The organism is Cryobacterium sp. Hz7 (assembly GCF_004402815.1).
Classification (GTDB): domain Bacteria; phylum Actinomycetota; class Actinomycetes; order Actinomycetales; family Microbacteriaceae; genus Cryobacterium; species Cryobacterium sandaracinum.
In genome coordinates, this window is the sequence record NZ_SOFB01000039.1 from 13813 (window position 1) to 39531 (window position 25719).

At 64.0% G+C, this 25719-nt stretch carries 27 protein-coding genes and 4 pseudogenes; 13 read left to right on the top strand and 18 right to left on the bottom strand.

Features of this window, described 5'->3' with window-relative positions; translation table 11 throughout:
• Window positions 1–66 precede the first annotated feature (66 nt).
• Window positions 67–900 carry a hypothetical protein gene (locus tag E3N86_RS08610; RefSeq protein WP_134511766.1) on the top strand — a complete coding sequence of 278 codons (834 nt, stop codon included), beginning with the start codon at window positions 67–69 and terminating at the stop codon, window positions 898–900.
• 284 nt (window positions 901–1184) lie between these two features.
• Here the strand turns inward: E3N86_RS08610 and E3N86_RS17365 are convergent, their stop codons facing one another.
• Complete coding sequence (locus E3N86_RS17365; RefSeq protein WP_134511767.1) at window positions 1185–1559, bottom strand: FGGY-family carbohydrate kinase; 375 nt, start codon at window positions 1557–1559, stop codon at window positions 1185–1187.
• Window positions 1560–1677: 118 nt separating this feature from the next.
• Window positions 1678–2463, bottom strand: a complete 786-nt coding sequence (locus tag E3N86_RS08620; protein WP_370295384.1) for an ATP-binding cassette domain-containing protein — start codon at window positions 2461–2463, stop codon at window positions 1678–1680.
• Between the two features lie 35 nt (window positions 2464–2498).
• Here E3N86_RS08620 and E3N86_RS08625 point away from each other — a divergent pair, with 35 nt between their 5' ends.
• Window positions 2499–3509, top strand: a complete 1011-nt coding sequence (locus tag E3N86_RS08625) for a LacI family DNA-binding transcriptional regulator (protein ID WP_134511781.1) — start codon at window positions 2499–2501, stop codon at window positions 3507–3509.
• Between the two features lie 60 nt (window positions 3510–3569).
• Window positions 3570–4403 (top strand): shikimate 5-dehydrogenase, encoded by an 834-nt coding sequence (locus E3N86_RS08630; protein ID WP_134511768.1) that lies wholly within the window; start codon window positions 3570–3572, stop codon window positions 4401–4403.
• A gap of 368 nt (window positions 4404–4771) precedes the next feature.
• On the opposite strand, the gene E3N86_RS08635 is transcribed toward E3N86_RS08630, so the two are convergent.
• Window positions 4772–5119, bottom strand: coding sequence for an SRPBCC domain-containing protein (locus E3N86_RS08635; protein ID WP_134415652.1), 348 nt, complete (start codon window positions 5117–5119; stop codon window positions 4772–4774).
• 518 nt (window positions 5120–5637) lie between these two features.
• Between E3N86_RS08635 and E3N86_RS08640 the strand changes: the two genes are divergently transcribed.
• A complete protein-coding gene (locus tag E3N86_RS08640) occupies window positions 5638–6615 on the top strand; it encodes an HNH endonuclease (protein WP_134511769.1) in 978 nt (325 codons plus the stop codon).
• Window positions 6616–6766: 151 nt separating this feature from the next.
• Here E3N86_RS08640 and E3N86_RS08645 read toward each other — a convergent pair.
• The 5 genes and pseudogenes from E3N86_RS08645 to E3N86_RS08665 form a co-directional block, all read right to left on the bottom strand.
• Window positions 6767–6915, bottom strand: a pseudogene (locus E3N86_RS08645) (transposase); the annotation flags it as partial.
• Window positions 6916–6917: 2 nt separating this feature from the next.
• Entirely contained in the window at window positions 6918–8492 is a 1575-nt protein-coding gene (locus E3N86_RS08650) for an ABC transporter ATP-binding protein (protein ID WP_134511770.1), read from the bottom strand.
• Window positions 8489–9334, bottom strand: coding sequence for an ABC transporter permease (locus E3N86_RS08655; protein WP_233191474.1), 846 nt, complete (start codon window positions 9332–9334; stop codon window positions 8489–8491). Before E3N86_RS08655 ends, E3N86_RS08650 begins: the two co-directional genes overlap by 4 nt.
• Window positions 9331–10296 (bottom strand): ABC transporter permease, encoded by a 966-nt coding sequence (locus tag E3N86_RS08660; RefSeq protein ID WP_241985997.1) that lies wholly within the window; start codon window positions 10294–10296, stop codon window positions 9331–9333. The genes E3N86_RS08655 and E3N86_RS08660 overlap by 4 nt, the downstream gene beginning before the upstream one ends.
• Entirely contained in the window at window positions 10293–11945 is a 1653-nt protein-coding gene (locus tag E3N86_RS08665) for an ABC transporter substrate-binding protein (RefSeq protein ID WP_134511771.1), read from the bottom strand. The genes E3N86_RS08660 and E3N86_RS08665 overlap by 4 nt, the downstream gene beginning before the upstream one ends.
• A gap of 137 nt (window positions 11946–12082) precedes the next feature.
• Here E3N86_RS08665 and E3N86_RS17845 point away from each other — a divergent pair.
• Window positions 12083–12202 (top strand): annotated as a pseudogene (locus E3N86_RS17845) (PLDc N-terminal domain-containing protein); the annotation flags it as partial.
• Window positions 12203–12404: 202 nt separating this feature from the next.
• The gene (locus tag E3N86_RS08675; RefSeq protein WP_134373215.1) at window positions 12405–13814 is read left to right on the top strand and encodes a CoA transferase; all 1410 of its coding nucleotides are present in this window, start codon (window positions 12405–12407) and stop codon (window positions 13812–13814) included.
• 160 nt (window positions 13815–13974) lie between these two features.
• Here E3N86_RS08675 and E3N86_RS08685 read toward each other — a convergent pair whose 3' ends face one another.
• The gene (locus E3N86_RS08685; protein WP_134373210.1) at window positions 13975–14274 is read right to left on the bottom strand and encodes a thioredoxin family protein; all 300 of its coding nucleotides are present in this window, start codon (window positions 14272–14274) and stop codon (window positions 13975–13977) included.
• Between the two features lie 54 nt (window positions 14275–14328).
• Here E3N86_RS08685 and E3N86_RS08690 point away from each other — a divergent pair, with 54 nt between their 5' ends.
• Window positions 14329–14733, top strand: a complete 405-nt coding sequence (locus E3N86_RS08690) for a heavy metal-responsive transcriptional regulator (RefSeq protein ID WP_134511772.1) — start codon at window positions 14329–14331, stop codon at window positions 14731–14733.
• 249 nt (window positions 14734–14982) lie between these two features.
• Here E3N86_RS08690 and E3N86_RS08695 read toward each other — a convergent pair whose 3' ends face one another.
• From E3N86_RS08695 to E3N86_RS08705, 3 genes are read right to left on the bottom strand one after another with little or no spacing between them, the layout of a single operon-like run.
• Complete coding sequence (locus E3N86_RS08695; protein WP_134373206.1) at window positions 14983–15288, bottom strand: hypothetical protein; 306 nt, start codon at window positions 15286–15288, stop codon at window positions 14983–14985.
• Between the two features lie 43 nt (window positions 15289–15331).
• On the bottom strand, window positions 15332–15835 hold the full coding sequence (locus tag E3N86_RS08700; protein ID WP_104102295.1) for an SRPBCC family protein: 504 nt from the start codon (window positions 15833–15835) through the stop codon (window positions 15332–15334).
• A 22-nt stretch (window positions 15836–15857) separates the two neighbouring features.
• The gene (locus tag E3N86_RS08705; RefSeq protein WP_134373204.1) at window positions 15858–16595 is read right to left on the bottom strand and encodes a hypothetical protein; all 738 of its coding nucleotides are present in this window, start codon (window positions 16593–16595) and stop codon (window positions 15858–15860) included.
• A 264-nt stretch (window positions 16596–16859) separates the two neighbouring features.
• Here E3N86_RS08705 and E3N86_RS17635 point away from each other — a divergent pair.
• Both E3N86_RS17635 and E3N86_RS16825 read left to right on the top strand, forming a co-directional pair.
• Window positions 16860–17006: pseudogene (locus E3N86_RS17635) on the top strand (prolyl aminopeptidase); the annotation flags it as partial.
• Window positions 17007–17226: 220 nt separating this feature from the next.
• A complete protein-coding gene (locus E3N86_RS16825) occupies window positions 17227–17388 on the top strand; it encodes a hypothetical protein (RefSeq protein ID WP_166785058.1) in 162 nt (53 codons plus the stop codon).
• A 225-nt stretch (window positions 17389–17613) separates the two neighbouring features.
• Here the strand turns inward: E3N86_RS16825 and E3N86_RS08715 are convergent.
• Window positions 17614–18450, bottom strand: a pseudogene (locus E3N86_RS08715) (IS30 family transposase); the annotation flags it as partial.
• On the opposite strand from E3N86_RS08715, the gene E3N86_RS08720 reads away from it, so the two are divergent.
• Window positions 18374–18643: a hypothetical protein gene (locus E3N86_RS08720; protein ID WP_134511774.1), complete on the top strand. Its 270-nt coding sequence runs from the start codon at window positions 18374–18376 to the stop codon at window positions 18641–18643. The pseudogene E3N86_RS08715 and the gene E3N86_RS08720 overlap by 77 nt on opposite strands.
• Before the next feature lie 11 nt (window positions 18644–18654).
• Window positions 18655–18876 (top strand): hypothetical protein, encoded by a 222-nt coding sequence (locus E3N86_RS08725; protein ID WP_104102306.1) that lies wholly within the window; start codon window positions 18655–18657, stop codon window positions 18874–18876.
• Window positions 18877–18909: 33 nt separating this feature from the next.
• On the opposite strand, the gene E3N86_RS08730 is transcribed toward E3N86_RS08725, so the two are convergent.
• On the bottom strand, window positions 18910–20664 hold the full coding sequence (locus tag E3N86_RS08730) for a molybdopterin-dependent oxidoreductase (RefSeq protein WP_198412895.1): 1755 nt from the start codon (window positions 20662–20664) through the stop codon (window positions 18910–18912).
• Between the two features lie 21 nt (window positions 20665–20685).
• Window positions 20686–21153: a GNAT family N-acetyltransferase gene (locus tag E3N86_RS17850; protein ID WP_134373195.1), complete on the bottom strand. Its 468-nt coding sequence runs from the start codon at window positions 21151–21153 to the stop codon at window positions 20686–20688.
• A gap of 135 nt (window positions 21154–21288) precedes the next feature.
• Here E3N86_RS17850 and E3N86_RS08740 point away from each other — a divergent pair, with 135 nt between their 5' ends.
• Window positions 21289–21756, top strand: coding sequence for an SRPBCC family protein (locus E3N86_RS08740; protein WP_134511775.1), 468 nt, complete (start codon window positions 21289–21291; stop codon window positions 21754–21756).
• Window positions 21757–22430: 674 nt separating this feature from the next.
• Here the strand turns inward: E3N86_RS08740 and E3N86_RS08745 are convergent.
• Entirely contained in the window at window positions 22431–23855 is a 1425-nt protein-coding gene (locus tag E3N86_RS08745; protein ID WP_241985998.1) for an alpha-amylase family protein, read from the bottom strand.
• Between the two features lie 277 nt (window positions 23856–24132).
• Between E3N86_RS08745 and E3N86_RS08750 the strand changes: the two genes are divergently transcribed.
• A complete protein-coding gene (locus E3N86_RS08750) occupies window positions 24133–24654 on the top strand; it encodes a hypothetical protein (RefSeq protein WP_134511777.1) in 522 nt (173 codons plus the stop codon).
• Window positions 24655–24802: 148 nt separating this feature from the next.
• Here the strand turns inward: E3N86_RS08750 and E3N86_RS08755 are convergent, their stop codons facing one another.
• Both E3N86_RS08755 and E3N86_RS17855 read right to left on the bottom strand, forming a co-directional pair.
• Window positions 24803–25117 (bottom strand): transposase, encoded by a 315-nt coding sequence (locus tag E3N86_RS08755; protein WP_166785060.1) that lies wholly within the window; start codon window positions 25115–25117, stop codon window positions 24803–24805.
• Window positions 25086–25409, bottom strand: coding sequence for an aminoglycoside 6-adenylyltransferase (locus E3N86_RS17855; RefSeq protein ID WP_134373186.1), 324 nt, complete (start codon window positions 25407–25409; stop codon window positions 25086–25088). The genes E3N86_RS08755 and E3N86_RS17855 overlap by 32 nt, the downstream gene beginning before the upstream one ends.
• Window positions 25410–25719 lie beyond the last annotated feature (310 nt).

A 25719-nucleotide genomic window follows, 5' to 3' on the forward strand; every position in this document is an offset into this window, starting at 1 on the left:
CATGCAGGAGCACATGCTGTCGGCCACCCACGACCCTGCCCGGGAAACCGACCCGAAAACGGTCTGGTGGGACCCCCGGCGCATGGTGGGCTCCTTCCCTCCTTCCCTCCCTCCCGCATCCTCAGCATCGTCGGCACGAATTCACGCGACTATTCCGTGGCCGCCGGGCTGTCATCCGCGGTCATGGGCGTGCAGAGCGATGGTCTCGTCGCGATCCGCAACGCTTACGTTTACGGGGGCGCGCGGGCCTACATCCATCGCTCCCACTCGGGTCGATACGGCTTGGTCAACTCCGAGGAAACGTACCAGAACCTTTCCCGCTTCCTGTTCGGCGGGTTGCGGGTGGAGGTCGCCCCGCACGGGGTGGAGCTCGATCGCAACGACCGCATCTGGCAGGGCGAGGCGAGGCTGGCCATCCGTGGCGTGCCTGCGCTTATTCATGAGCAGACGGCCGATCATTATTGCCCGATCGATCTGAACGCCACGGAGAAGGGCATCGCCGGGCCCCTGTCACCGGTCCCGTCGATGACAATCTTCCTGCAGCCGAAGAACGTGCGTAAGTGCCGCTACGCCCTCGACCTCAAGATCATCTCACTCAAGGAGACGGGCGGCATCCTCGGTTTCGGGGGACACCTCGAGCAGATCGCGGACTGGCAGGACACGCTCATCGTCGACGTCGAGGTGAACGACAAGGGCGCGGCCAGAAGCGTGACCTGGGAGTGGAACAGCACCCTCGCCGTTCGAATCGCCGAACAAGCAGAGCTGCCCAACCAGCTCGACTGGGCACCGGGCAAGTCCAGCGACGGGCAATGGCAGCTGCCGGTTCCCATCGTCCCGATGGGGCAGGCGGTGCTCGGCAGCCACGCGCGCCTCCAGCTCAGCATCGGCCTCTGGGCCTGAGCGGCCGCCTCGCGCGATCGACCCGATCCTGATCACGCATCACCGCCCGGACCCCACCGGGACGTAGGCGCCCCTGTGCGCCATCCACCCTGGCCCCTTCTCGACCGCGGACCGAGGGCGACAGTCCAGCCCGACGCCGAACGAATTCGACGGAGATTTTGCTCTAGACCGCCCGTTCTCGGTGGGAATGGCCGGATTTTGGCAGAATCTCCGTCGAATTCGTTGGGGGCGCACGGCAGCCAGTCGGGGCGGCTCCGCCCCGAGGCGGGTAGCACCGGCGCACGTCAGGCCGTGGGCCGGTAGCGCCGTGGGGCGGAGGCCTGGGCGACCAGGGCGCGCAGGCTGTCGAGGCTTCCGGTCACAAGACCTTGGGCACGGGCCTGCACGAGCACGTTCCCGATCGCGGTGGCCTCGACGGGGCCGGCCAGCACGGTCAGCCCCGTTCGGTTCGCGGTGAGCTGGCAGAGAAGGTCGTTCTGCGACCCACCGCCGACGATATGCACCGCGCGAATGCTCCTTCCCGACAGCTCGCTCGCGACCCGGACGGTCTCGGCATAGGCAGCCGCCAGGCTCTCGACGATGCTGCGCATGAGTTCGACCGGGGTGCCCGGCACCGGCAAGCCGTGCTCGGCGCAGCAGGAACGGATGCGCGCCGGCATGTCCCCGGGTGCCAGAAAACGGGGTCGTCCACGGCGAAGGTCACGTCTGCGAAGAGGCCGGCGCGGCCGAGCCCCTTCACGGAGAGCACGGTGTCGCCCACCGGGGCGACCTCCCGCATCACGGTGATGCGGTCGCAGAGGGCGAACACCTCGTCGAAGTGGTGCGAGATGAAGAGGATGCTCGCGCCCTGGGCCCGCAGGTTGCGGGCAACCTGGAACAGGCGCTCCACCTCGATGTCCGACAGCGCGGCGGTCGGCTCATCCGTGACGAGCACCGTGGCGCCCTGGGAGATGGCCTTGGCGATCTCGCTGATCCGCTGGTCGGCGATCGACAGTCCCTCGGCCGCTCGGTTGGGATCGATGCGCACGCCGAGCTGGTCGAACAGGTCGCGGCGGCCGTGCGCAGGGCGGCCCGGCTGATCAGGCCCAGTCGGCCTTTCGGCTGGCGCCCAATGAAGATGTTCTCGGCCACTGTGAGGTCGGGGAACAGGGTGGGTTCCTGATAGATCGCGGAGATGCCGGGGGCCTTGCTGTCGGCCACGGTGCGGAACGACACCGGCTGCCCGTCGACCTGGAACTCGCCGGCGTCGAGGCGGTAGAGCCCGGCCAGGATTTTCGCGAGGGTGGACTTGCCGGGCCCATTCTCGCCGACCGGGGCATGGATCTCACCGGGGAGGATTTCGATGTTCCCGTCTGCGAGGGCGACGACCGGTCCGAATGGCTCAACGGCACCGACAAGGATGAATCGTTTCAGAGAACGTGTATTCAGCGAATATAAGGAGAGGTTGGGGCGTCCGTCGACAGCAGAAAAAGTGCAATCCCCTAAATGAGATTCAACCGAGACTTCGAATGGGTCTCGTGTATTGATTCGTTTCAATCTGCGGCGCGGTGCTCTACACGTCACCTAGAGGCAGCAAAGCGCAAGGCGAAAGGGTGACGATGGCAACGGTGAGTGTGCGCGAAGTCGCGGCTCGCGCCGGGGTGTCGGTCGGCACCGTCTCCAATGTGCTCAACCGGCCGGGCAAGGTTTCCCCGGCAACCGTGGAGCGGGTGCAGACGGTAATCTCCGACCTCGGCTTCGTGCGCAACGACGCTGCCCGGCGACTGCGGGCCGGCCGCAGCCGCAGCATCGGGCTCGTCGTGCTCGACGTCGCCAACCCATTCTTCACGGATGTCGCGCGCGGCGCCGAGGACCGGGCCGCCGAAGAGGGCCTCACCCTGCTCCTCGGCAACAGCGACGAGAACATCGACCGAGAGAGTGCCTACCTCGACCTGTTCGAAGAGCAGCGTGTGCACGGCGTCTTGATCTCCCCGCTCGGCGAGGTCGGGGACCGGCTCATGCGGCTGCGCGCCCGCGGCACCCCCACCGTTCCCGTCGACCGGCAGACGGCCGTCCACAGCTTCTCCTCCGTGGCCGTCGACGACGTGGCCGGCGGGCACCTCGCCGCGGAGCACCTGGCCTCGATTGGGCGCACCCGGATCGCGTTCGTGGGTGGGCCGCAGAGCATCCGTCAGGTTGCCGACCGGCTGGAGGGCGCGCGGCAGGCCGTGCGGGAGCATCCGAACGTGTCGCTCGAGGTGATCAGCACGGAGTCCCTCTCGGTGCTGCAGGGGCGTTTCGTGGGCGAGCAGTTGCGCGCCCGCGACCCGGTCGACCGGCCGGACGCCGTGTTCGCGGCGAACGACCTGCTCGCCATCGGCGTGCTGCAGGCCCTGAGCATGCTGGGCGATGTGCGGGTCCCCGAAGACGTGGCGCTCATCGGCTACGACGACATCGCTTTCGCGGCGGCAGCCATCGTGCCGCTCTCCTCGATCCACCAGCCGAGCGCCCTGATCGGCCACACGGCCGTCGACCTGCTGCTGCGCGAAGCCGCCGGCGGCGACGATTTCGTGCACGAGCAGATCGAGTTCCAACCGGAGCTGATCGTGCGGGAGTCCACCGCCGGCTGACTGGGTCCCGCTCCTTCCGCCCGGGCATCCGCTGGCGATTCCGCTCCTAAACTTGACCGCATGACACTGCAGCCCCTGCTCAACAAAGACACTCGCCTGTGCATCTCCCTGGCCGCCCGGCCCAGCAATTTCGGCACGCGTTTCCACAATTTCCTGTACGCCGAGCTGGGGCTCGATTTCATCTACAAGGCGTTCACCACGACGAATCTTGCCGCCGCGATCGGCGGCGTGCGTGCGTTGGGCATCCGTGGCTGCTCCGTGTCGATGCCCTTCAAGGAAGATGTCATCGCCCTGGTCGACGAGTTGGATGCCTCGGCGAGCGCCATCGCGTCGATCAATACGATCGTCAACGACAACGGTTGCCTGCGGGCCTCGAACACGGATTACATCGCCGCCGCCGATCTGATCCGCGCGCGCGCTCTCGACCCGACCACTCCGTTCCTGCTCCGCGGCAGCGGCGGAATGGCGAAGGCCGTCGCCGCGGCCTTCCGCGATTCCGGGTTCGAGCATGGCACCCTGATCGCCCGGAACGAGGCCCGAGGCCGGACTCTCGCCACCGAGCTCGGCTACCGCTGGGCGGCCGAGCCGACCGGCCTCACCGCACCGCTGCTCGTGAACGTCACCCCGATCGGCATGACCGGCGGTGCCGAGGCGAACGACCTGTCCTATTCCGCCGAGGTGATCGCCGACGCGACCTGCGTGTTCGACGTGGTGGCGTTGCCCGCGGAGACTCCGCTCATCCTGGCCGCGCGCGCGGCAGGTAAGACCGTGATCACGGGGGCCGAGGTCATCGCTCTGCAGGCAGCGGAGCAGTTCGAGCGCTACACCGGGGTGCGGCCGGGGCCGGAGCAGGTCGCCGCGGCATCCGCCTTCGCCCGCACTCACGCACGGTAGCGCGCGCCTGAACCAAGTCGACGCCGAAGCAGGTTGCTTCAGTCGGCGTTCACGTGACTTGACCGGGGCCCTCGTTACCTCCAGGGGATCCTCGTCAGGAAACGCCTCCCCACGAGGACAATCCACCCCGGTAACGACGAATGGCCTCCGAAATCTCGGAGGCCATTCGTTTTAAGACCTGTTCTAAGACCAGAATCAACCAGTTCTGAGCACGACCCTGCGGCGGGCTGTTCCTATAACTCACAGGCCACTGAATCAGTGGGCAATTTTTTGGTACTTTCGCGTACATCCTCTGCGCTCTGTCAAATAATCCTCTACCGGCCGAGCAACGTGGCCAACTCGTCGAGCGACTCCCCCGTAATCGTGAACTACTGGGTGACACCCTCGAGTAAAATCGCGAGCTCGTCGAGTACGACGTCCCAGCCCTCTCGGTTCTGCTCAAAACGTTCGCGACGGTAGCGGGTGCCGCCGGGGAGTGTGTCGAAGCCCGATTCGATCACCGTGACATCCGTCCCGGTACCAGCATCGGCGATGGTAAAGCGCACGTGCGTCGAGTACTCGTCGAGCTCTTCTGCGGGGATTCCCGACCAACGGAAGCCGAACGAGCCGTCGGGCACCACCTCGGTGATTTCGATCGGGAAGCTGCCGTAATCATCCCAGTCGATGCTGCCAGTAGCACCGGGCTCGAGCGTACCCATGATTGCGTATCTGTTCACGGGCGGGAGAACTCCGTGAACGCGAGTGGCAACGCATTAGTGGTTGGTCTAAGTTCCTTGCGGACCGTGCCACGCAGGCAACGCAAGGCAACCCGACTGCCCAAACGGGCATGGGGCCGGTATGTTCAACGACTCGACGTCGGGACCGCGATGTCCACTCCAACTACAAGGCCAACTGGCCACTCAAGGTGCTACCCGGCGCCGCAGACGGCGCAGAACTCGACCCGCCGCTCCGAACATAACCGCGCGCACCCACTCGTCACTCATCACTCCATCGCACGAGCAGGACAATTCGCAGCGCCGAAAAGCGGCCGTTCGAGCATCCCTGGCCGTGCATCGTCATTTAATCCGCAGCCGCCAGCCCGCATGAGTTTCCTCTGCCCTCTGCCTCGCTTCCACTGGAAGTGTTGACCCGTTTTTGCTGGATAAGAGACATTTGTGTCAGAAGTGCCCGCCAGAATGAGCTTGTCTACGTCACATCACGGAAAGATGGCATCATGCCCAAACCGCTTTAAATCATGCTGCTCATTGCGGCGCCCCTCGTCCTTGGCGGAACCACCGGAAGCGGAGTTGCCGCCTTGGCCGCGCTTGCACTGGTTCTGATCGCCAGCCCGATCATCTGGAAGGTCCGCAAGGATCGCTATTTCAGTTCCGACCAGTTCCAAACATTGCGATCCGAGATCGTCGTCGTTGTCGCCGAGCACAACGAGGTCGTGAACTACGTGGCCGAGATCCGCTCGCAAGGCTCATTTGAGCTGGGAGCGTCCTCAGCGGGTCAGTATGCGCACCTGGCCATGTTTGAGAACAACTCGGCGTGGAACAATCGGCGCGACCGCAACGTCTCCGACTACGCGCCGCAAGTGCACAACACATCTCTCCAGGTCGTCCGCAATGCCAGCGTCGAGCCGATCAAGTACGTCATGAAGTACTTCTCCATCAAGGCCGACCAGGAGACCCTGGCTGACGTTCAGCGTGTCGCCGAGGACATCTCACGGCTGGAGGAGGCGGTCTCCAACGTCAAGGGTCGCGAGGCAGAGATCACCGCGAGAATCAATCCGCCGAAGTTTATCCTCAAGCGTTACGCCGACGAGTTCTGGAACCAGATCGGTGCCCACCTGTCGCCCATCGAAGTGCCGTACCCGGTTTACAAATTCCAGTACACCTCCGCAGGAGGCAACAGCGGTCAGGCGTCGACCATCGCACTCGACACTCCCACCCTTGATGCACTGTCCGCGACGCTCGTCCCGAAGATCCGCTGGACGAAGTCGGCCGCTGGGCAACGCGCGCTGATGACGGTGCGACTCCGAGGCGAGATCAAGCAGCGCGACCGCTACGCCTGCTTGCAATGCAGCGTCTCGGTGGCTGCCGAGCCGCACCTTTTGCTCGAGGTCGACCACGTCATGCCGGTGTCCAAAGGCGGTCTCAGCACGCCCGAAAACCTCCAGACGCTCTGCTGGCGGTGCAACCGAACGAAGGGCTCAAAGGTCCTCGCGTAGCTCAGCGCGGCCAGAGCCGTCATGTTGTTCCTTTCGTGTGCGCCGATGGGCGTTCACTTATCGGGATTCGTCTATCTCCCGACGATGTCCGAGGCAGAGGATGATCACAATTAACTGGTCGTCGTGAAGGCTGTCCTGTCGTAACCGTGGGTTAAACCCTGCTCGGGAGTACCGGTTTATGGCCGCCGAGGCTGAGCATGGTGAGAACGATCAGGGCGTCGGGGATGTGAAGCCAAAAGCGATGCGGGTGATGAGTCGGATCTTGGTGTTCATGGATTCGACCCGGCCGTTGGCTGATCCGACTAAGCCGTGGCGTGCGCGGCGAGCAGTTCTCGGGTGAACGGATGCTGCGGCGCAAGAAATAGCGCCGCAGCCGGTCCCTGCTCCACGACAACGCCATCCTTCATCACGAGGATGTCGTGGCTGAGCGCGCGTACCACTGCGAGGTCGTGCGAGATGAACACCATCGCCAGCCCCGTCGTCTCCTGTAAGGATGCCAGCAGCTTGAGCACCTGGGTCTGAATAGACGCGTCCAGCGCCGACACCGGCTCGTCGCAGACCAAGATACTCGGCTGCCGGGCCAGCGCCCTGGCGATCGCCACGCGCTGACGCTGCCCGCCGGAGAGCTGGTGCGCCCGCCGCCCCAGCAGGGAATCGTTCAGTGCCACCAGCTCGAGTAGCTCGATCGCCCGCGCCCGGCGTTCGCGCCGTCGACGCCGCCCGAGCCGGGTGCCATCCAGAGCGATTGCCTCCGACAGGATCTGCAGTACTGTCGCCCGCGGGTCGAAGGCACTCAGGGAGTCCTGGTGGATGATCTGGATGCCGCCGCGTCGGGCCCGCCGCGTCGATTCCGGCACTCGGCTCCAGGGCTCACCGTGCAACAGAACATCGCCGCGGTCCGGGGTTTCCGTGCCCAGCAGCATCCGTGCCACCGTGCTCTTGCCCGACCCCGACTCGCCCACGATGCCCACGGTGTGGCCGGCACGCAGCTCGAACGAGACCCCGTTCACAGCGTGTAGCTGCGCGGCCGCCTGGCCGTAGGTCTTGGCGAGGTCCCGCGCAGCGAGCACCACGAGGCCGGTGTTCGGCGGGGCCGGCGGTCGGCTCTGCGACGCCGCCGCCAGAAGCTCGCGAGTATACGGATGCTGCGGCGCGGCGAACAGGTCGGCCGCAGGCTGCAACTCGACGAACCGCCCGTCTTTCATCACGGCGATGTCGTCGGCGAGCTGGCGGATAATCGTAAGGTCGTGGCTGATCAGCAGCAGCGCGAGGCCCGACTCCTTCAGCTGGCGCAGCAGGACCACAATCTGGGCCTGAACGGTCACGTCGAGGGCTGTAGTGGGTTCGTCAGCGATCAGCACGGCCGGCGAAGCCGCGAGGGCCGAGGCGATGAGTGCGCGCTGGCGCAGGCCACCGGAAAGTTCGTGCGGGTAGTGACGCACGCGCATGGCGGGCTCTGGTATGGCCACCTGATCGAGCAGCTGCAGCACCCGGCCGGCACGGTCGGCGCGGCCGAGTGTGGGTTCGTGCACCTCGAGGGGTTCGGCCACCTCGGCGCCCACCCGGCGCAGCGGGTCAAGGGAGACGAGGGCGTCCTGGCTCACGAGGCCAACGCGGGCACCGCGCAGGCGTCGCCAAGCCGGCTCGGTCAGGTCTCGAGCGTCAACTCCGGCCACGGTCAGTTCCTCGGCGGTGACCCGTGCGCCCTCCGGGGTGAGTCCGATCAGGCTGCGGCCGGTCACCGTCTTACCGGCACCGGACTCCCCCACTATGCCGAGGCATTGCCCGGCGGCAATGCTGAACGAGACGCCGTCGACCGCGGCGGTCGCCGAGCCCGGCAGAACCACGCGCAGGTTGCGCACCGTGATGACGCTCATCGCTGCCGCCGCGCGCTTCGGGCCTGCAGGTGTCGGCCTAGAATGCTTGTCGACACCACGGTGGCGGTGATCACGAGCCCGGGGAACACGGCGATCCACCAGGCGCTGGCGAGAAAATTGCGGCCTTCCGAGAGGATGAGTCCCCACTCCGGCGTTGGCGGCTTCGGCCCGAGGCCGAGGAAGCTCAGGCCGGCTGCGGCAGTGATAGCGGTGCCGACTCCCATGGTGGCCATGACCAGCAGCGGGCCGAGGGTGTTGGGTAGCACGTGGCGCAGCACGGTCACCGCGGGCGACACACCGAGCGTGCGCGCGGCCTCCACGTAGCCGGCGCGCTTGACCACGAGGGTTTGCACCCGGGCGACGCGCGCGTATGAGGGGATCACCGCGAGGGCCACGGCCACGAGCAGGCTCGCCTCCCCCGGGCCGATGATTGCGATCACGATCAGGGCCAGCAGAAACTCCGGGAAGGCCATCACGATCTCGATGGCGCGGCTCAGCACACCGTCGCCGAGGCTGCGCATAAGCCCAGCGAATGAGCCGATCACGAGCCCCACGACCAGAGCGATCAGCGTGGCACCGAAGCCAATGGCGAGCGAGTACCGCGAACCGTAGATCACCCGTGCGAACACGTCGCGGCCAGTCTGGTCCGTTCCAAACGGATGCCCGGGGCCGGGCGCCAGCAGCGCCTCACCGATGTCGGTGCGCAGGGGGTCAGCGGCGGTGAACACCCCGGGCAGAAGGGCCGATACCACGAGGAGCACGAGGAACCCGGCGGCGGCCCAGAGTGCCGGGGCGGGCATCCGCTTGACTCGACGTGACCGGACGGCGACGAGGACGCTCATGCGTAGGCCTGCTTAGTCTCCAGGCGCGGGTCGATGCGGTCGGCGACAAGGTCGACGAGCAGGTTGATCACGGAGAAGGCCACCGCGGCGAGCACGATAATGCCGAGCACCACGGGTACGTCCCGGTCAACGATGGCGTTGAGGGCTACGCGGCCAAGCCCTGGGCGGGCAAAGACGGTCTCGACCAGCACCGACCCGCCGAGCAGCGAGCCGACCATATACCCAGTGAGCGTGATGCTGCTGGCGGCGGCGTGGCGCAGGGTGTGGCGCACGACGAGCCGGGTGTGGCTGGCACCACGGGCACGCACGGTGTCGACGAAGGGCAGCGCTGCTGCGTCATCGAGGCCCTGCCGCAGCACCTGGCTGATGATGCCGGCCACCGGGATGGCGAGGGTCGCTGCTGGCAGGAGGAGAGCGCCGAACCCCACCGTGGCGACGACCGGAAACCAGCCAAGCCCGAAGCCGAAGACGCTAATCAGCACGAGGCCGATCCAAAACGTGGGCGACGACACGGCAACGAGTTCGAGCAGGCCGGCCAGCGGTGCTGTGCGCCGGCCGCGCCCGAGCAATGCCGACCCGAGCGCGAGCAGGAGCGCGAACACAACGGCGAGGGCCATCAGCTGCACGGTGGGCACGAGTTGCTGGCCGATCACGTCGGCGACGGGTTGCTGCCTGCGGTACGACGTTCCGAGGTCGCCCTGCACGAGGCGGCCGAGGTAGCCGAGGTATTGCACGAGAAGCGGGTCGGCGAGGCCCCAGTCTTCGCGGATCTGGTCGCGTACCTGTGTCGAGACGTTGCCGAGCCCGATGAGCACGTTCACCGGGTCGCCCGGGATCAGCCGCAATGCGAAGAATCCCAGCGTGGCGGCGCCCCACACCACGAGCACCATGCCGCCGAGCCGGCCGAGCAGGCGAGCGCCCGGTCGGCCAGCGCCGCGTGCGTGCCCGTGGCGTTCGATCACGGAGCGGTCGTGAGGGACGCCTCGTAAAAGAGCGGCTGCCCGTACAGGTCGAAGCTCAGGTTCTCGATGGTCTTGCTGTATGCGGTGATCGCGGTGGGCACGGTGATCGGAACCATGGCGACGTGGGTAGCGTTCCACTGCTGTAGCTGCTGGTAGAGAGACTCGCGTTCGGCCGGATCGCTCGTGGCGATGGCGTTGTCGAGAAGCGTGTCAACGACCGGATCGGCGGTGGATGAGCCGTTCTTGTAGCCGCCGCTGTGCAGGTGGGCGCGCAACACGTCGGCGTCGACACTGGGAAAACTCCAGTCTGATAGGTCGTAATTACGCTGGTCGAATGCTTCGTAGTACTGGGCGATTTCACGGTTGTCGCGCACAATTTCAAAGCCGATTTCGCGCAGGTCCGACTGCACGACGTCTCCGAAGCTCGCGTTGGCATCGGAGACAGGGTTATAGGCGAGCCACTGCGCGCTGAGTCGGGCTCCGTCTTTCATGCGGTAGCCCTCGGAGTCCCGCTCGGTCCAGCCGGCCGCGTTGAGCAGGGCATTAGCCTGATCGGGGTCGAAGGCCCAGCTGTCTTCGAGGCTCGGATCGTAGGAGTTCGGGGTGGCCGGGGAGAGGATACTCCACGCGCGTTCCGCCTGCCCCTGGTAGATGCTCTCCACGGCCGGACCGATGTCGACTCCGAGGGCAAAGGCGCGGCGCACATTCTCGTCGGCGAAGACGCCGTGCGCCTCGTTGAGGAACAGGGTGTACGGCAGGCCCGGCATGGTCACGTTTTCGATAGTGAACTCGTCACCGATCTGTCCCACGGCGTTCGGGGTGATGTCGCTGGCGATCTGTGCTTCACCGCTCGTGAGTGCGCCGGTGCGAACCGACGATTCGGGCAGGATGCGGAACTCGAGCGTGTCGATGGCCGGCGCGCCCCGGTGGGTGCTGCCATCCGGTGCCCAGTTATAGTTTTCGTTCGCGGTGAAGACGATGTTCTGGTCTGGCGTGTACTCGCTCAACACGTACGGGCCGGTGCCCACCGAGATGCCGGGGCCGCCGGCGGGCAGCTGGGCTGCGTTCTCACGCAGCGCCGCGGGCGAGTAGAAGCCGAGCTTGGCGGTGCTCACGGCCTGCAAGAACGGGGCGTAGGGCTGGCTGAAGTCGACCCGCACGGTGTACTCGTCAACGACCTCGGTGCCCGCGTAGAAGCCACCGGTTTCGGCGTACCCGATGAGGCTGGCGGCATCCGCTGACGCCGTTTCGGGAGCGACCACGTGCTCGAAGTTGGCCTTGACGGCCTCGGCGTTGAAAGGCTCGCCATCGTGGAAGGTGACGTCATCGCGCAGGTCGAAGGTGTACTGCAGGCCGTCGTCGGAGATCTGCCACGACGTGGCGAGCCACGGCACGAAGGAGCCGTCGGCCTTCTGATAGACGAGCGAATCGAAGGAATTGCGCATCACGAGGGCGGTGGCTTGGAAGGCCGATGAGTGAATGTCCATCTTGCCGCCGCTGAGCGTGCCACCGTTGATGGCGTAGGTCAGGGTAGTGGAGTCGGCCGCGGTGTTCTGGGCGGTGGCACTGCACCCCGTAACCACAGCGACGGTGGCGATAATGGCAGCTGCGGCGCGCAGCCAGGATGTTGTACGGGCGCGGGAGCGCATAAATGGGGTCTCTTTCTCAGGTGCGGATCAAACTAGCAACTAATTGACTCCGCCCATCAAACGTACCTTGCCCGTGGAGCAGGCCGGCCGGAACGAGTGACCGCGTAAACCGCCTTGCGCGAACCCGCGACCAGTCCGAGGTGGAGAAAGTCCTCTGGATGATCGCCGTCGTATTCGCGCCTCTACTCGGCGCACTCGTTTGGTATTTAGCCGGGCCACACCCATTCGGCCTTCGACTCACACGCCAGGTTCGATAGACCTCGACCTTCATTTCCCTTTGCGGAAGGGGTTCCTTGGCTGGCCTATCGCCGGCTCTCCCCCGTTTTGATTCCGTCCCGTGATTGCTCGGCCCCTCATGACATCAATTGCACTCCGTGACGTGGGGATAAAGTGGGAACCACCGATGGTCGCCTGGTTTCACGCCCACGTGTGCACGGTCGAGGGCGTGGGAGGTAACCGATGGGCACCTTCCTCAGCACGTTTCTCTCCGATTCCGCGGAACTTCCGGAGCTAGCCGATCGTGTTCGTTTGTCCGGGCCGGTGCCGCTTTCGTCGCCTTTGCCTGTCGGGGATCTTGCCGCGGACAGCATCGCGGCCACCAAGCTGATGGCCTCGTTACTGCACCTTGTCCGTTCGGAAGTGCGGGATCCGAAGGCGGACGAAGTTCCGCGGGTGGGCTCTGCGCCGCAACTGGTCGCCGGCGCCTTCCGGAGTGACCAACTATTTCGGTGGAACGGGGACCCCGCGCCAGCGTGGGCGCCCCTGTCCGGATTCTTCGCCTCGAGCGACGGTTGGGTTCGCACTCACGCCAACTATCCCCATCACGAAGCGGCTTTGCGCTCACTTCTGAGATTGGATGGCTCCGCCACCACCGAGGCTGTCGCTCGCGCAATTTCGCGCCGCAGCGCTCTCGATCTGGAGGATGAAGCATCAGATTCTGGTGCGGTGATCAGCGCGGTTCGCAGCCCGAGCAGTTGGAGAGGACATCCTCAAGCCCAATCCCTGAAAGCAGCTCCCTTCATCAGCCTGGTGCAGCAGGCAGGAGACTCGGGCCTCCATAGCCTGGGGTCGGCCGACAGACACGCGCCCCTGGAGGGCGTTCGGGTGCTCGACTTGACCCGCGTCATAGCCGGGCCGGTGGCCACTCGCAGCCTCGCGTTCTTCGGGGCAGATGTCCTTCGCATCGACAATCCTGGCATGCCGGAACTCCCCTGGCAGTACCTCGACACCGGCCAAGGGAAGCGTTCCGCGCTCCTCGATCTCGGCTACAAACCGGATCGAGACCGCCTCGAACAGCTACTGACGGACGCCGACGTTGTTGTCTCGGGATACAGGCCGAACAGCCTCAACCAATTCGGCCTCTCGCCGGTCGAACTCCACAACCGCCATCCAGGGCTCGTTATCGGCCGGGTGAGCGCGTGGGGGCAAAGCGGACCTTGGGCCGAGCGCCGAGGATTCGACAGCATTGTCCAAGCAGCCAGCGGCATCGCCCAGATTCACGCAGACGGCACCGGCAGGCCAGGAGCTTTGCCGGCCCAAGCACTGGATCACTCCGCCGGGTACCTACTTGCCGCCGGGATCATGTCAGCACTTCGACGTCGCCACCTCGACGGGCACGGGTGGACCGTCGACATTTCATTGGCCCGGGTCGCTCACGAGCTACTCGCCCAGCCTCATTCCCCGCAGACCGAAGCCGGCCCATATGAGATCCAAACCGTGAACGCGGAAACGTTAGAAGGGACCGTCACCTGTGCCGCACCCGCGATCAGCATTAGCGGCGGTCCGAATCGCTACAGGTGGATCGGCAGCCAGTGGGGAGCGGACCAGCCGGAATGGGCCGAGTCACGATCCGCCAGCGGCGAGCGATAAGTCCCACCCGGAAGGCGCGCCATCGGCAAGTGCAGCATGGCGAAAGCCGCCCGCTGAAGGTTAGTGTCGCGCCATCCCTGTGCAGCGCACCTGTTGGCTGCTGTGGTGCCGGCCATTCCGGCACCGATCACGAACAGGTCGTATTCCTTACTTATGCCGCTCAAGCTGTAGTGATCGCATCGCGCAGTTGCTCCAGTGTTGGGGCGCCGGCTAGTCCCGTGGGGGTCTTGTAGATGCGGCAGGCCAGCCCGACCGACGCCGACGGGTCGGGAAAAAGGTCTGTTCCGTCCACCAGCATGCTCGGAGATCCCCGAAAACCGATTGTCTCTGCGTCTTCCAGATTCTCGACCAACCGCCGGGTCACAACGATGCCGGGGCATGCAGCCGCGATCAACGCCAGCCGCTCAGCAGCGATTTTCCAGTTCGGGCACCCATCGAAGTACTGCAACGTAATATCCATGCCTTCACCGTAAACGTTGCAACGCAGTGCAAGGTCAAGTGGTGAAATGGGAATATGCAGATTAGAGACCTGGCCATTGCGAGCGGCGTAACCGCACAGACGATCCGGTTTTATGAGCGGCGCAGCCTGTTGGATCACGCCGAACGTGGGGGGAACGGTTACCGCCGCTACAACGAAGCGGCCCTATCGCGCCTGCGGTTCATTCGGTCTGCCCAGACGGCTGGTCTGACATTGGCCGAAATTGGCGGCATCATCACTGTTAGAGAAGCTTCCGAGGTGCCGTGCGAACACGTCTCCAACCTCCTTTTGAAAAGACTTGCGGATGTGCACCGCCGCCAACAAGAACTCGTACTTCTTGAAACAGAGCTGCAACACATCATCGACGCGAGCCAGCATCTCGACCCAGGCGATTGCGAAGCGGGCGGTGTCTGCCACGTCATCACCCACGCTCACCAGTAGCGCGCAACGTTCACCCATGCCATGAAGCGATGCGAATTCACCGCCATCTAGCGCTGCCATTCACACAAAAGAACCGAATCTGTCACCTATGCGGTCACTGATTCCAATTCCCGCAGAGACTGCCGCTCCTTCGAACCCTCATCGGCGGATGACCGCAGGACGACGTGCCTCAGGGCACGCGCCCACCTGGCGCAGCGGGATTTGTGGAAGTACCTACCGATCCTCCGTGACGGATCGAAGCACGAATGGCTAGCGGAAGTGTGCGCTGGGCCGGCCCGCCCGGTGGGGCATCTGCTCCTGTCCCGAGTTGCAGGATTGCCAGGGATGAAACGTGAGCGTTGAAGGCAAGACCGCATGGGGACGGCCGAGCCACACCAGTACCTGACCGCGCGCATCGCCGCTGCTGTCGGCACCGAACTGAGCATCCATGGGCGCCACACTCTGCCCACGGTAACGATTGGCATCGCATTGTTTACGGACCACTCGACAATAGCCAGCCTGGTGCGCGACACCGATTTCGACCTGTTCCACGCCAAGCGATCCGGTCGCGGTCATTGGCAGCTCTACAACAACACGATGCGCTCCGAGAGCGGCCCGGTCAAGACTGGGCTTTCGCCCCTACGTCGATGGAGACCTCGGCGATCCGCTTGATCGCTGCGAGGGTTTTCGGTATGCCACCGAGGGCCTGCTGGGTGCGGTCGGTGATCTGAGCGTGCGCCTTTTCGCCGAACTTCTCCTCGAACATGGCGATCCCGTCCGGCAGGAACTCCCAGGACTCGGTGAGCATCGTCCCGGTCTCCGCGGCGGTGAAGCTGAAGCCCCAGCGCACGAAGCTGCCGCCCACCACCCAAGCGAACTCACGTCCGTGCTCTGCCGTCACCACCTCGGACCGGGTCTGCCAGGTCCGGTGTGGGAGCTCGTTGTGCCCGGTGAACCAGGCACCGACCCGACCGGCCTCGGCCTCGTCATCCCACCAGCATGACGTACAGACCGGGCTCCATTCTCCGGTGCGGGTGATGTCGGAGAGTAGGTCATAGAGAAACGCGGCCGACGCCTCGACGATGATGGACTCCTGGTGGCTGAGGGTGCTCGTCTCATTCATGCATTTACCCTAATGGAGGGGGTCATTTCTGCTGCCGCCGGCTGCCGCCGTGCCAGTCTTCTTGCTTTCCGACCGTGTCCGCGTCGACTCCGAACGCGGCCAGCTGTGGCTGCTCGCGCAGGCTGCGCTTGAGTTCGGCAAAACCCGGGAAGCGGGCCAGCCCGACCACGTGGTCCCACAACTCGACCGCCGAGTCCTCGTGTGGCAGCCGGCTGATCACCGGCCCGAAGAAGGCCGCACCGGCGGGCGGCTCGAAGTGGATGATGGGCGTGCCCACGTCTTTTCCCGTCAGCGAGAGTGCCTCGTCCGTCTCCTGCTGGATCTCGATGTCCCATGACTCGTCGTCGAGAGCTTCCGCCAGCTCGGGCGGTAGGCCCGCCTCGGCGAGGATCGGCTCCGCAAACTCACGCGTCCCGCGGAGCTCACGCACCTCACCCTCGGTCCGATGGTTGTCCGGGCCGGGGGCGGTGTCGAAGATGTGGGTCCCGAAGGCGGCGTATAGCGGCGCCATCGCCTCGCGGCCGTGCTCCGCTCGCGCGCGGGCGGCTACCCGCAGGAGCCTGAGTCCGGCGGTGTGTCCAGCTTCGTACTCGGGAGGGAAGTGCGTGTCGTAGTCGACCTGGGCATTGATCAGGCGTAACGAGATGAACCGCCAGTCCACGGTGTAGTTGCGTTGCTCCTGCACCTGCCGCACCCACTTGCTCGTCATCCAGGCGAAGGGGCAGACCGGGTCGAAGTAGAAGTTGATGTCAGCGTCCATGCGTCCACCCTAGGTCAGTGCCGCAAGCACGACCGAGATCGATTTGGCGAGGTGGACTCGATGGGTGCCTCTGGATGACGTATCGCTCAGAGTCGCATTCACTACCTTAGTGCTTACACGGTAAGTGACACGCGCTCCTCCACTTCTGGGCATGTCGTGCGAACGATCGCTGCCGAACGCCACAAACACTTAGCGTCGGGTATTTGAATAGGCCACAAGCCACCCTCGGTACTCCACCGTTCCGAGCTGTGACTCTGGGGCGGATCCTGGGGCTGCACACTGGCCCTCACCTATGCCGAGTGCTACCCGCAGCACGTGCGCACCCTAGTCCTGGTCTCCGTCACCATGACCCAGCGCAGCGACGTGCGCTGGCTCCGCCACGAGACCGGCCGCTACCTGCCCGAGAAATGACAGCGCTTCCACGAGGGAGTCCCCGCCTCCGAGCGCGACGGTGACCGCGTCGCCGCCTACGACCGCCTACGACCGCCTACTCAACCACAGCGACGACGCCACAGTGATACGCAGCGCAGCGCTGGTGCGACTGGGGAGACGCCGCCGTCTCGCTCGAACCCGGCTCGGCACCCAGCCCTCGCTTCACCGACCCACATTCCAGCTACAGTTCGCCCGCATCATGACGCACTACTTCACGCACGGGGCCCGGCTCGAGGAAGACCAACTGCTGCGTAATGATGACCGTCTCGCCGGAATCCCCGGCGTCTTGCTCCACGGCCAGCTCGACCTCGGCGGGCCCGTCGACGTGCCCAGGTGCTGGCACAGGCCGGACCAGATGTAACCCTCCACGTGATCCGTGCAAGTGGACACCAGTGCAACAACGAGACGACCGAGCGTTACGGAGATCCCATGCACCGCAGGATATGAGGCCGGAACACTAAGCGGGCGGTCTTGAAGCGGTTCGCATCCAAGGTCGCTCTGATCGCTGGATATTTTCACTTAGGAGTGAACCATTCCTGCGCGATCCGGTGTGTCACTTAACCTAGGCGCCTCATATCGGGCGGATTCAAGTGGTGTTTGCAACACCGGTTTGATTGGTTGGGTTCGAGGTTAGCGTGGCGAGGACCTCTGCGGGCGTTCGGTAGCCGTGGCGTTTGCGGGGCCGGCGGTTGAGTTCCGCAGCGACGTTCTCGAGGATCCCGGGCCCGTGAAAGGACAGGTCTGTGCCTTTTGGAAAGTACTCGCGCAAGAGCCCGTTGGTGTTCTCGTTGCTGCCACGCTGCCAGGGCGAGTGCGGAGCGCAAAAGTAGATCGGCATCCCGGTCGCCATCGTGATTTCCTGGTGTCGAGACATCTCCGCTCCCTGATCCCAGGTGGTCGAACGGCGCAGCTGTTCGGGGAGGGTATTCATTGCCACGATCATCGCGTCGGCCACGGTGCGAGCGGTGTGATCCCCGGGCAAATGCAGCAGCATCACGTATCCCGTAGTCCGTTCGAGAAGGGTTCCGATCGCGGACTTCGACGAGGTCGAGCCGATGATCAGGTCGCCCTCCCAATGCCCGGGAACGACGCGGTCCTCGATCTCCGGCGGCCGGTCGGAGATCATCACCATCTCCCGGAACCTCTGCGGCCGCGGACCCTCCGACCGCTGCGGGCGCCGTGTGACACGCCCTGACCGCAACGCGGTGGCAACTTTCAAGCGCAACGATCCGCGGCCCTGCACGAAGAGGGCCTGGTGGATCGTCTCGTGTGACACCTGCATCTCCGGATTCTCCGGATGTTCGACTTTCAGTCGGCCCGCGACCTATTCCGGGCTGAACCGATTCGTGAGCATCACGGCGACTTGTTCCCGTAACGCTAACCCGTCCAGCTTTCGGGCTCTTGGCCGCGATGTGGTCCCGGAGTTCACCGGCCGGCCGGTGGTTCTCGCCAGCGCTGGAATCGGCGTCACGCCCATGGCGGGCATGCTCTCCCACCTTGTGATGACCGGCAGCCAACGAAAGGTGGCTTTTCTCCACGCTGGCAATTCAGCAAACACCTTTGCCTTGCGTAACCAAATCAGGGCAGACTTGGCAAATTTCCCGACGCATCCCTGATCACCTGGTATGTGGAACCCACGAAATCCACGCAGACTATCGACGGCGAACTCGCCGGATTCATGGACGTCAGCACCATCGAACTGCCCACGGACGCCGAATACTACCTGTGCGGCCCGCTGGTCTTCATGCAATCCGTCCGCAGCGCGCTAATCGCCCGCGGCGTACCCGCAAAAGACATCCAATACGAAGTCTTCGGCCCCGACCTGTGGCTAGCCGACTTCCAATCGTAAGTAGTTCCAACCTGTCGGTCAGTGCGTGGGATGTCAGATGGATTGCCGATAGCCGAAGAACTCATGGTCGTTGTCGTACCCACCCAGACCACCGCCGACCTCGGAGAAGTCTTCGACGAATTCGATGCCCTTAATCCACTTGACCAGCTTGAAACCGAGCTGCACCTCGTTGCGCAACCGCAGCGGAGCACCGTGACCGAACGACAGCGTTTCATCATTCATGTCATAGGCCAGCATGGTCAGTTTGTAACTCATCTGCTCGATCGGTTGAGCGTCGTAGTAAATCCCACCATCAGAACCGACCGCAAAGGAGTAAAAAATCACCCACTTCGCTTCCGGCTTCGGCTTCGCGATGTCAAGAATGGTCTGCATTGAGACGCCGCCCCACTTCGCAACACCCGACCAGCCCTGAATGCAAAAGTGCTGCGTGATTTGCTCGTGGTGTGACAGCGCCCGTAATTGCTCAAGGTCCAACTCCACCGGATTATCAACGAGCCCACCGATTTGCAGCTTGTAATCCGTGAAGGTGCCAGCTTGGAGCTTCTTGTACTCCTCCGATTCCGGGAACTTACCGTTATGCCAGAAATAGGGAGAGATATCTTTCTCCGTGTACTGACCCGGCTTCGAATCGATGTGCTCGAACAACCGCTGCGCGGGACCGATCAGCGCATACCCCACCTTCTGCACCACACGCGGATGCCGGTACGTGAACGGTGTCGCCGCCACCCAGCCGACGATGATGACCACCATCGAGGCGGCGAAGATCAAAAACCCGACCCAGGAGCTGTCGTCCCGTGACGCGTACATGTGGTTGAGGTTGCGGAGGGCGCCGGTGGTCAGCACGAGGGTCACGTGGATGATGATGAACATGACGAACCAGGCGAGCACCAAGAAATGGAGTGATCGTGCGACCTGGATACTGAAGACCGAACTGATGGTCCGGAATTTGGTCGACAACGCCGGTGACATCCCGAGCCCGGTGATGAGAGCGGCCGGAGCGGCGATGAACATGGTGATGAAGTAGGCGATCAGTTGCAGACCGTTGTAGTTGACCCAGCCGTTTTCCGTCGGCCAGTCCAGCGACAGATATTGGATTGCGACCGAAATGGAATGCGGGATGACGTCCCAACTCATGGGGACCAAGCGCATCCACTGGCCGGTGACGAAGATCAGAACGTAGAACACGATTCCGTTGAGTAACCACAACGTGTCAACGCCGAGGTGCCACCAGCGGGCGAGCCCGATGGAGTGACGACGCCCTGGCAAGCCGACGCCGTCCGGCAAGGTGATCGAATCCTGCTTCGACGTATACAGCGGATCACTCGGCACCGGCTTCTGCATACGCAACCAGTCTTTACCCGGTGTGGAGTGTCTGGACCAGTACAAACGCGGGTGATCGGCGATGATTGTGACGCCGGAGCGGATGATGAAGATCATCAGAAAAGCATTCAGGAAGTGCTGCCAGCCCAGCCATGCAGGGAAACCCACCGGCGCGTTCTCCGGAAGCTCAGACTCGCCCGGATACTGTTGAATGAAATCCTGCACGGCAGGGAGCTCGCGTATCCCCTTCGCTACCGCGATGCCGATGACCAGGAGCACCAAGCCGATCGGAATCAACCACAACAGGTTGAACCACTTGCTCTTACCAATTCGCACCCGCGGAGCGACACCGTACTGTGCTGGGAGACCGCCTGCCCAGTGTTCGTCGACCGCGGTGTAGTGCGTGCTGTCAAGCTCCGAACGGAAGCTTTGCATCCCCCCCCGGCCCACGATCGGGGGCGGGAACATTCTGATCTTCCAGTCCGGACATCATGTCGTGAGCTTAGCAACCGCTAAAATGCCAGCACCAGATTGACGGGATCTCGCAACCGAGTCACTTTGTGCTCGGACGGCAACGACCGCAGCAATGGCGATTTCCGTCGCGAAACCTCGCCCCCACGTCGCCGGGGAGAGACGGTACCCGAGGTTCCAGACGGGCGCTGGAGTCATGTTCACTCCACCCGTACCGACGAACGTGCCAGCTCTCAGCGCATCATCCGATCCCCGGTCGCCCACACGAACCACCCATTGACCAATGCCATGTTCTCGCCGGCTCTTGATGGCGTCGTCGACGATCCTTCTGGACTGCTCTCGAGTGTTGTGACGACCCACGGGCAAGTGCCGCCACGTGTCGGGATCGCTGAAGACGCCAAAAACTGATTCGAGATCGTCAGGAGTCAGAGGTGAGAATGCAAGGCGAACATCTGGCGCTAAATCTAAATTCGTCATCAAGACCATTGTTCCCAATCGCGGCGACACTGAGCTGCGGGCTGTCCGCAGGCCGGACCTCGACGGACGCAGATTCGGCGCCAAGTCACCGAGGTCCTGAAGTTTCGGGGGAGTGGCGGTTCGGAACGACCTAGGCTAGCGAGCATGACGGTCGAACAGGTTGAGCAAGGACCGCGCCAAGTCGCGCGCACTGTCGAGGTGCCGGCTTCGGCCGACGACGTCTTCGCGTTGGTGGCTGATCCGCACCGTCACGGTGAGCTGGACGGCTCGGGCACCGTCCGCAACACAGTGTCGGGTCCGCGGCGGCTCAGCCAGGGCGCACAATTCTCGGTAGCGATGAAGCAGCACGGACTCCGGTATCGCATCACCAGCACGGTGACGCGCTTCGAGGACGGTCGGCTTGTGGAATGGAGCAGCCCAGCGGGCCACCGGTGGCGCTGGGAACTCACGCCGCTCACGCCCACGTCGACGCGCGTCACTGAGACGTTCGACTACAGCACCGTCCCAGCCGTGCAGGGCAAGGTCTTTGAGTTGCTCGGCTTTCCTCGGCAGAACGCCGCCGGTATCGAAGCCACCCTGCGCCAACTTGCGCTGCGCTACGCCCGCGCATGACGTGACGGTGCTCGCGTCCTGACTGGACGCCAAGGCCCCCGTGTGCACGGGCGTACGCCTCGCCAGATGCTGCCAGCGGTGCGGTCGGGAGGGCGCAGCGACAGGGCCGCTGGGGAGACAGCAGCACACGACGAGCTACTCCCGCCCGCTGGAGTACGCAAACGAGCCGCCAGAGCCACGACGCCTTCCTTCCACGTGGCACCTTCGGCACTCGTCGTTGCGGTGATCGTTGGTGTTGCGAGACGTTGATCCACAGCGAGAGGGCTTGGAGGCACGCGGGTTCACTGTCGTCGGCCGATCTTGGAGTGCCCGGCTTGAACTGGCGGATCCGCCAAATCTGTCGAACTTCCGCCTGGCGCTCTCGCGAGTTCAGGCTGCCGGACTCAGCGTTTTCGAATTGACTGTGACCTCCTCGGCCGATCTGTATGAGCTGGAAAAGACAAACAACGCCGACTACCCATTCACGCCAGCCACCCCGCACGAGCTGTTGGATGCCGATGCCACTCAAGACCTCTGGAACCGGGGCTTTCGCGTGTTTGGCGCGTACGACCGCGACGAACTGGTCTGGGCGACCCTCAACGCACATCGCGATCGCCACGTTGAGACGGAATGCACGTCGGTGTTGGCCAGTCATCGAGGCCGCGGAAGCCCTAGCTATGGCGTTGGCTATCCACTTACGTGCGGGCTCCGGCGTGCAGGGCGATCGAGTCGCCGGCGCCCACGGTAGCGGTGAAGGTTCCGTCAGCGGCGACGGAGTAGCTTGGGCCCGAGCAGGAGCCGCCCGCGCCGGGGTCGCCGTGCTGGACGTCGCAGTAGCTTCCTGCGGGCAGGGAGGTCTTGAACGTCTGGCTGATCGCGCCACCCTCGTGGTTGATCACGACGAAGCCCCCACTCCCCCGACCGAAGGCGATCGCGTTGTTGCCGTTAGACCACCAGTTCGTCACCGAGGTGCCCGTCACGGTATTGCGGAAGGCGACCATGTTCGCGATCTGCCGCCAAGCGTGCTGGCACTTCCAGCCGTCGCTGTAGCAGGCGTTGACCGTTCCGCCAGTCGGCGGGCCGGCATCCGTGTTGCTGAATTCATAGCCCGAGTACACGTTCGGCGAGCCGTAGGGCCAGGCGAGCATGAAGATGTTCGCGAGCGTGTAAGTGTTGCCGTCCTTGTAGCTGAGGGTCGAGCCGTTGCGCTCGGTGTCCCAGTTGTCCACGAAGACCCGCGCCTTGTTACTCGCGAGGTAGCCCCAGGACTCGCCCCATGTGTTCAGGTAGGCGATCTTGTCGCTGGTGAACATGCGTTTGAGGTCGAAGGCCCCACGGAATTCGTCGACATCACCGGTCGAGGTGTATTCGCCCGGCTGGACCGCCTCGTTCCCGCCGGCGATGACCTCCTGCGCCCAGTAGACGCTCGAGTTGGTCAGCTTTGCTTTGATGGCGGAGAGGTCGGCCGCGGCCATGTGCTTGGCGCCGTCGATCCGGAAACCATCGACGCCGAGGGCGCTGAGGTGGTTGAGGTACGCCGCGATGGTGGACTGCACGTAGGTGCTCGCCGTGTCGAGATCGGCGAGGCCGACGAGCTCGCAGTTCTGCACGTCGGAGCGGTCGCTGTAGTTGGTGATCGGGGTCCGGCAGGAGTGGAAGTCCTGGTTCTGGTAGTAGCCCGGGTAGTCGTACTTGCTGTAGACGGTGCCCCCCGTGCCCGTGCCGGAACCCGCACTCATATGGTTGATCACCGCGTCGGCCACGACCTTGACACCGGCGGTGTGGCAGGTGCTGACCATGCTCGAAAAGGCGGCCTCGTTGCCGAGTCGCCCGGCGATCTTGTAGCTGACCGGCTGGTAGGAGGTCCACCACTGCGAGCCCTGGATGTGCTCCTGGGCCGGCGAGACCTCAACGAATCCATACCCCTTGGGACCGAGGGTATCTGTGCAGGCCCGGGCGACCGATGCGAAGGACCACTCGAAGAGCGTCGCCGTGACGTCCTTGGCACCCGGCGGACTCGCATCCGCCCGGGGCGTTGTCACTCCTACATCGAGGCTCAGGGTCAGGACTAGGGCCAGGCCGGCCACCGCTGCAAACAACGGACGGTTTGATCTGCGCACGATGAAACTCCTTGTCGCGCGCGCCAGCGGACCACGCCGACGCGCTCCATTGGGAACGGGCGATTGCGAGCGGGCCGCGGAAGCGGAACCCGGTAAACGAGGTACTGGACCCTCGGGTCACGCTACTGCAAGCGCTTGCAATAGTGCAAGCGCATGCCGAGGAATTGTGCGCCAGCCCCCTAATACTCGCCCGAAGGCTGGTGGAATCCTTCCGGAACGCCGGCGAGGGGTGCTCTCACCCTCGTCGGAAGTCGCCCGAAAGACGAGTCCGGAGGCGATGAAGCCGAAAGGCCGACCAGACAAGGACGGATTCCAGCGCTTCATCTATCCCACACCCGGCACCTACATGGCCATTGACCGCGCCAACGGGAAGCGAGTGAAACCCCAGACCCCAGCGAGCATCACCATTCCGCAGGATGCTGGAGCACCCGCCGCGAGGAATCAGGGCCCGCGATTGACGCTGAAGCACCTCCAGAAATTCGCGTTCAAGTCTCCTGAACACCGGAAGTACTTCGGCATGCGCAGCCTCGTCGAGTCCGCGTACAAGACACTGAAGTCGAAGAACTTCGAAGACCTCGCCAACGTGAGCAAACGCTCCGGCCACGGGTACGCCTTCAACTACCTCGCTGCCACCCTCGCCGCGGTCTCATCGAACCTCCGGAAGATATTCGACTTCTTCGTCGAGACTGCCGAACGGGACTCCGGGGAAAACCTCTCCCGAGAACGCAGGCGCAAGGAAGCCGCAGGAACACCATTGACCAGGCACATTGCTCTCCCGGCGCTGGCGCCGCCGCAGTAGCGGTCGCCGTCCCCTTTCTGCTCAATGTGCACCCGGCGAAGCGACGCTGGCGACAGCGGTCGCCCGATCCAGGCATAGTAACCTGACCGGGAAACCTCAAGGAGACGGACCATGCGGGTGATGGTGAAGTTGATCTTCTCCGCCAGCATCAGTTCGAACGCAAGACGCTCGTATCCGATGCTTCCTGGGCGAAGAAGATGGACGCTTTTTTCAAGAACGCCCTGTCCATCTTCAGGTCCGCATTTTCCTTCCGAAGCCGCAGCAGCTCGGCCCTTTTAGACTCCGTCACCTCGGTCTGCCCGGTCTCGTTGCGAGCCTTGAACGCGCTCACCCACCGGCCCAGTGTGGCCTCGTTGACACCGAGCTCGCGGGCGACGGTCGCGACCGCTCTGCCGGTGGTGATGACCAGCTTCACGGCCTCGTCTTTGCACTCAGGGGTGAAGTCCCGACGTGATCTTGCCATAGTGAGCATTCTCTCTTGTGAGGTGTCCACTCGACGGGGTCAGGGCCACCGAGAGCACCAGGTGCACCTGCGACTCCAGCCAGTCAGTGGCGGCGAAGCTCTCCGCGTCCGTCACCGCTAGGTGGAGATCTAGATCGCTCCAGTCATCTGCCAAACCGCACGCGAGCGAGCCTTCTAGCCAGAGTGACCGGATGCGTTCGTCATCGGCACTTCTAGTCAGCAGCATTCGAAGCGTTGGCCTGAGCCGAGCCGGATCGTCCGCAAATGTTGAATCCATAACCGAGTATTTCATCCGGACGATGACCTCAGAACCTGCGATCAAACAAACATGCCGACAACAACTTTCATGGTGCGTTCGTTTATTGCGTCGTTCGTTTGGCCATGAGAGCCACCGTCGCGTAACCCAGGCGTTTCGATACACCTAGGTTACGAAGCATCCGGGGTCTCGAAATTTATGCGGTAGAGGTCAGCGAAGGGCGAATTCAACAATGGTCATTGCGCAATGACTGTTGTTCTTATAGGGTCAGCGGTATGTCCCCCCGCGACGCTTCACGCACCACGCTCAGCTCGGCTGCATCCATGCGGGTCCTCGCGCATCCGAC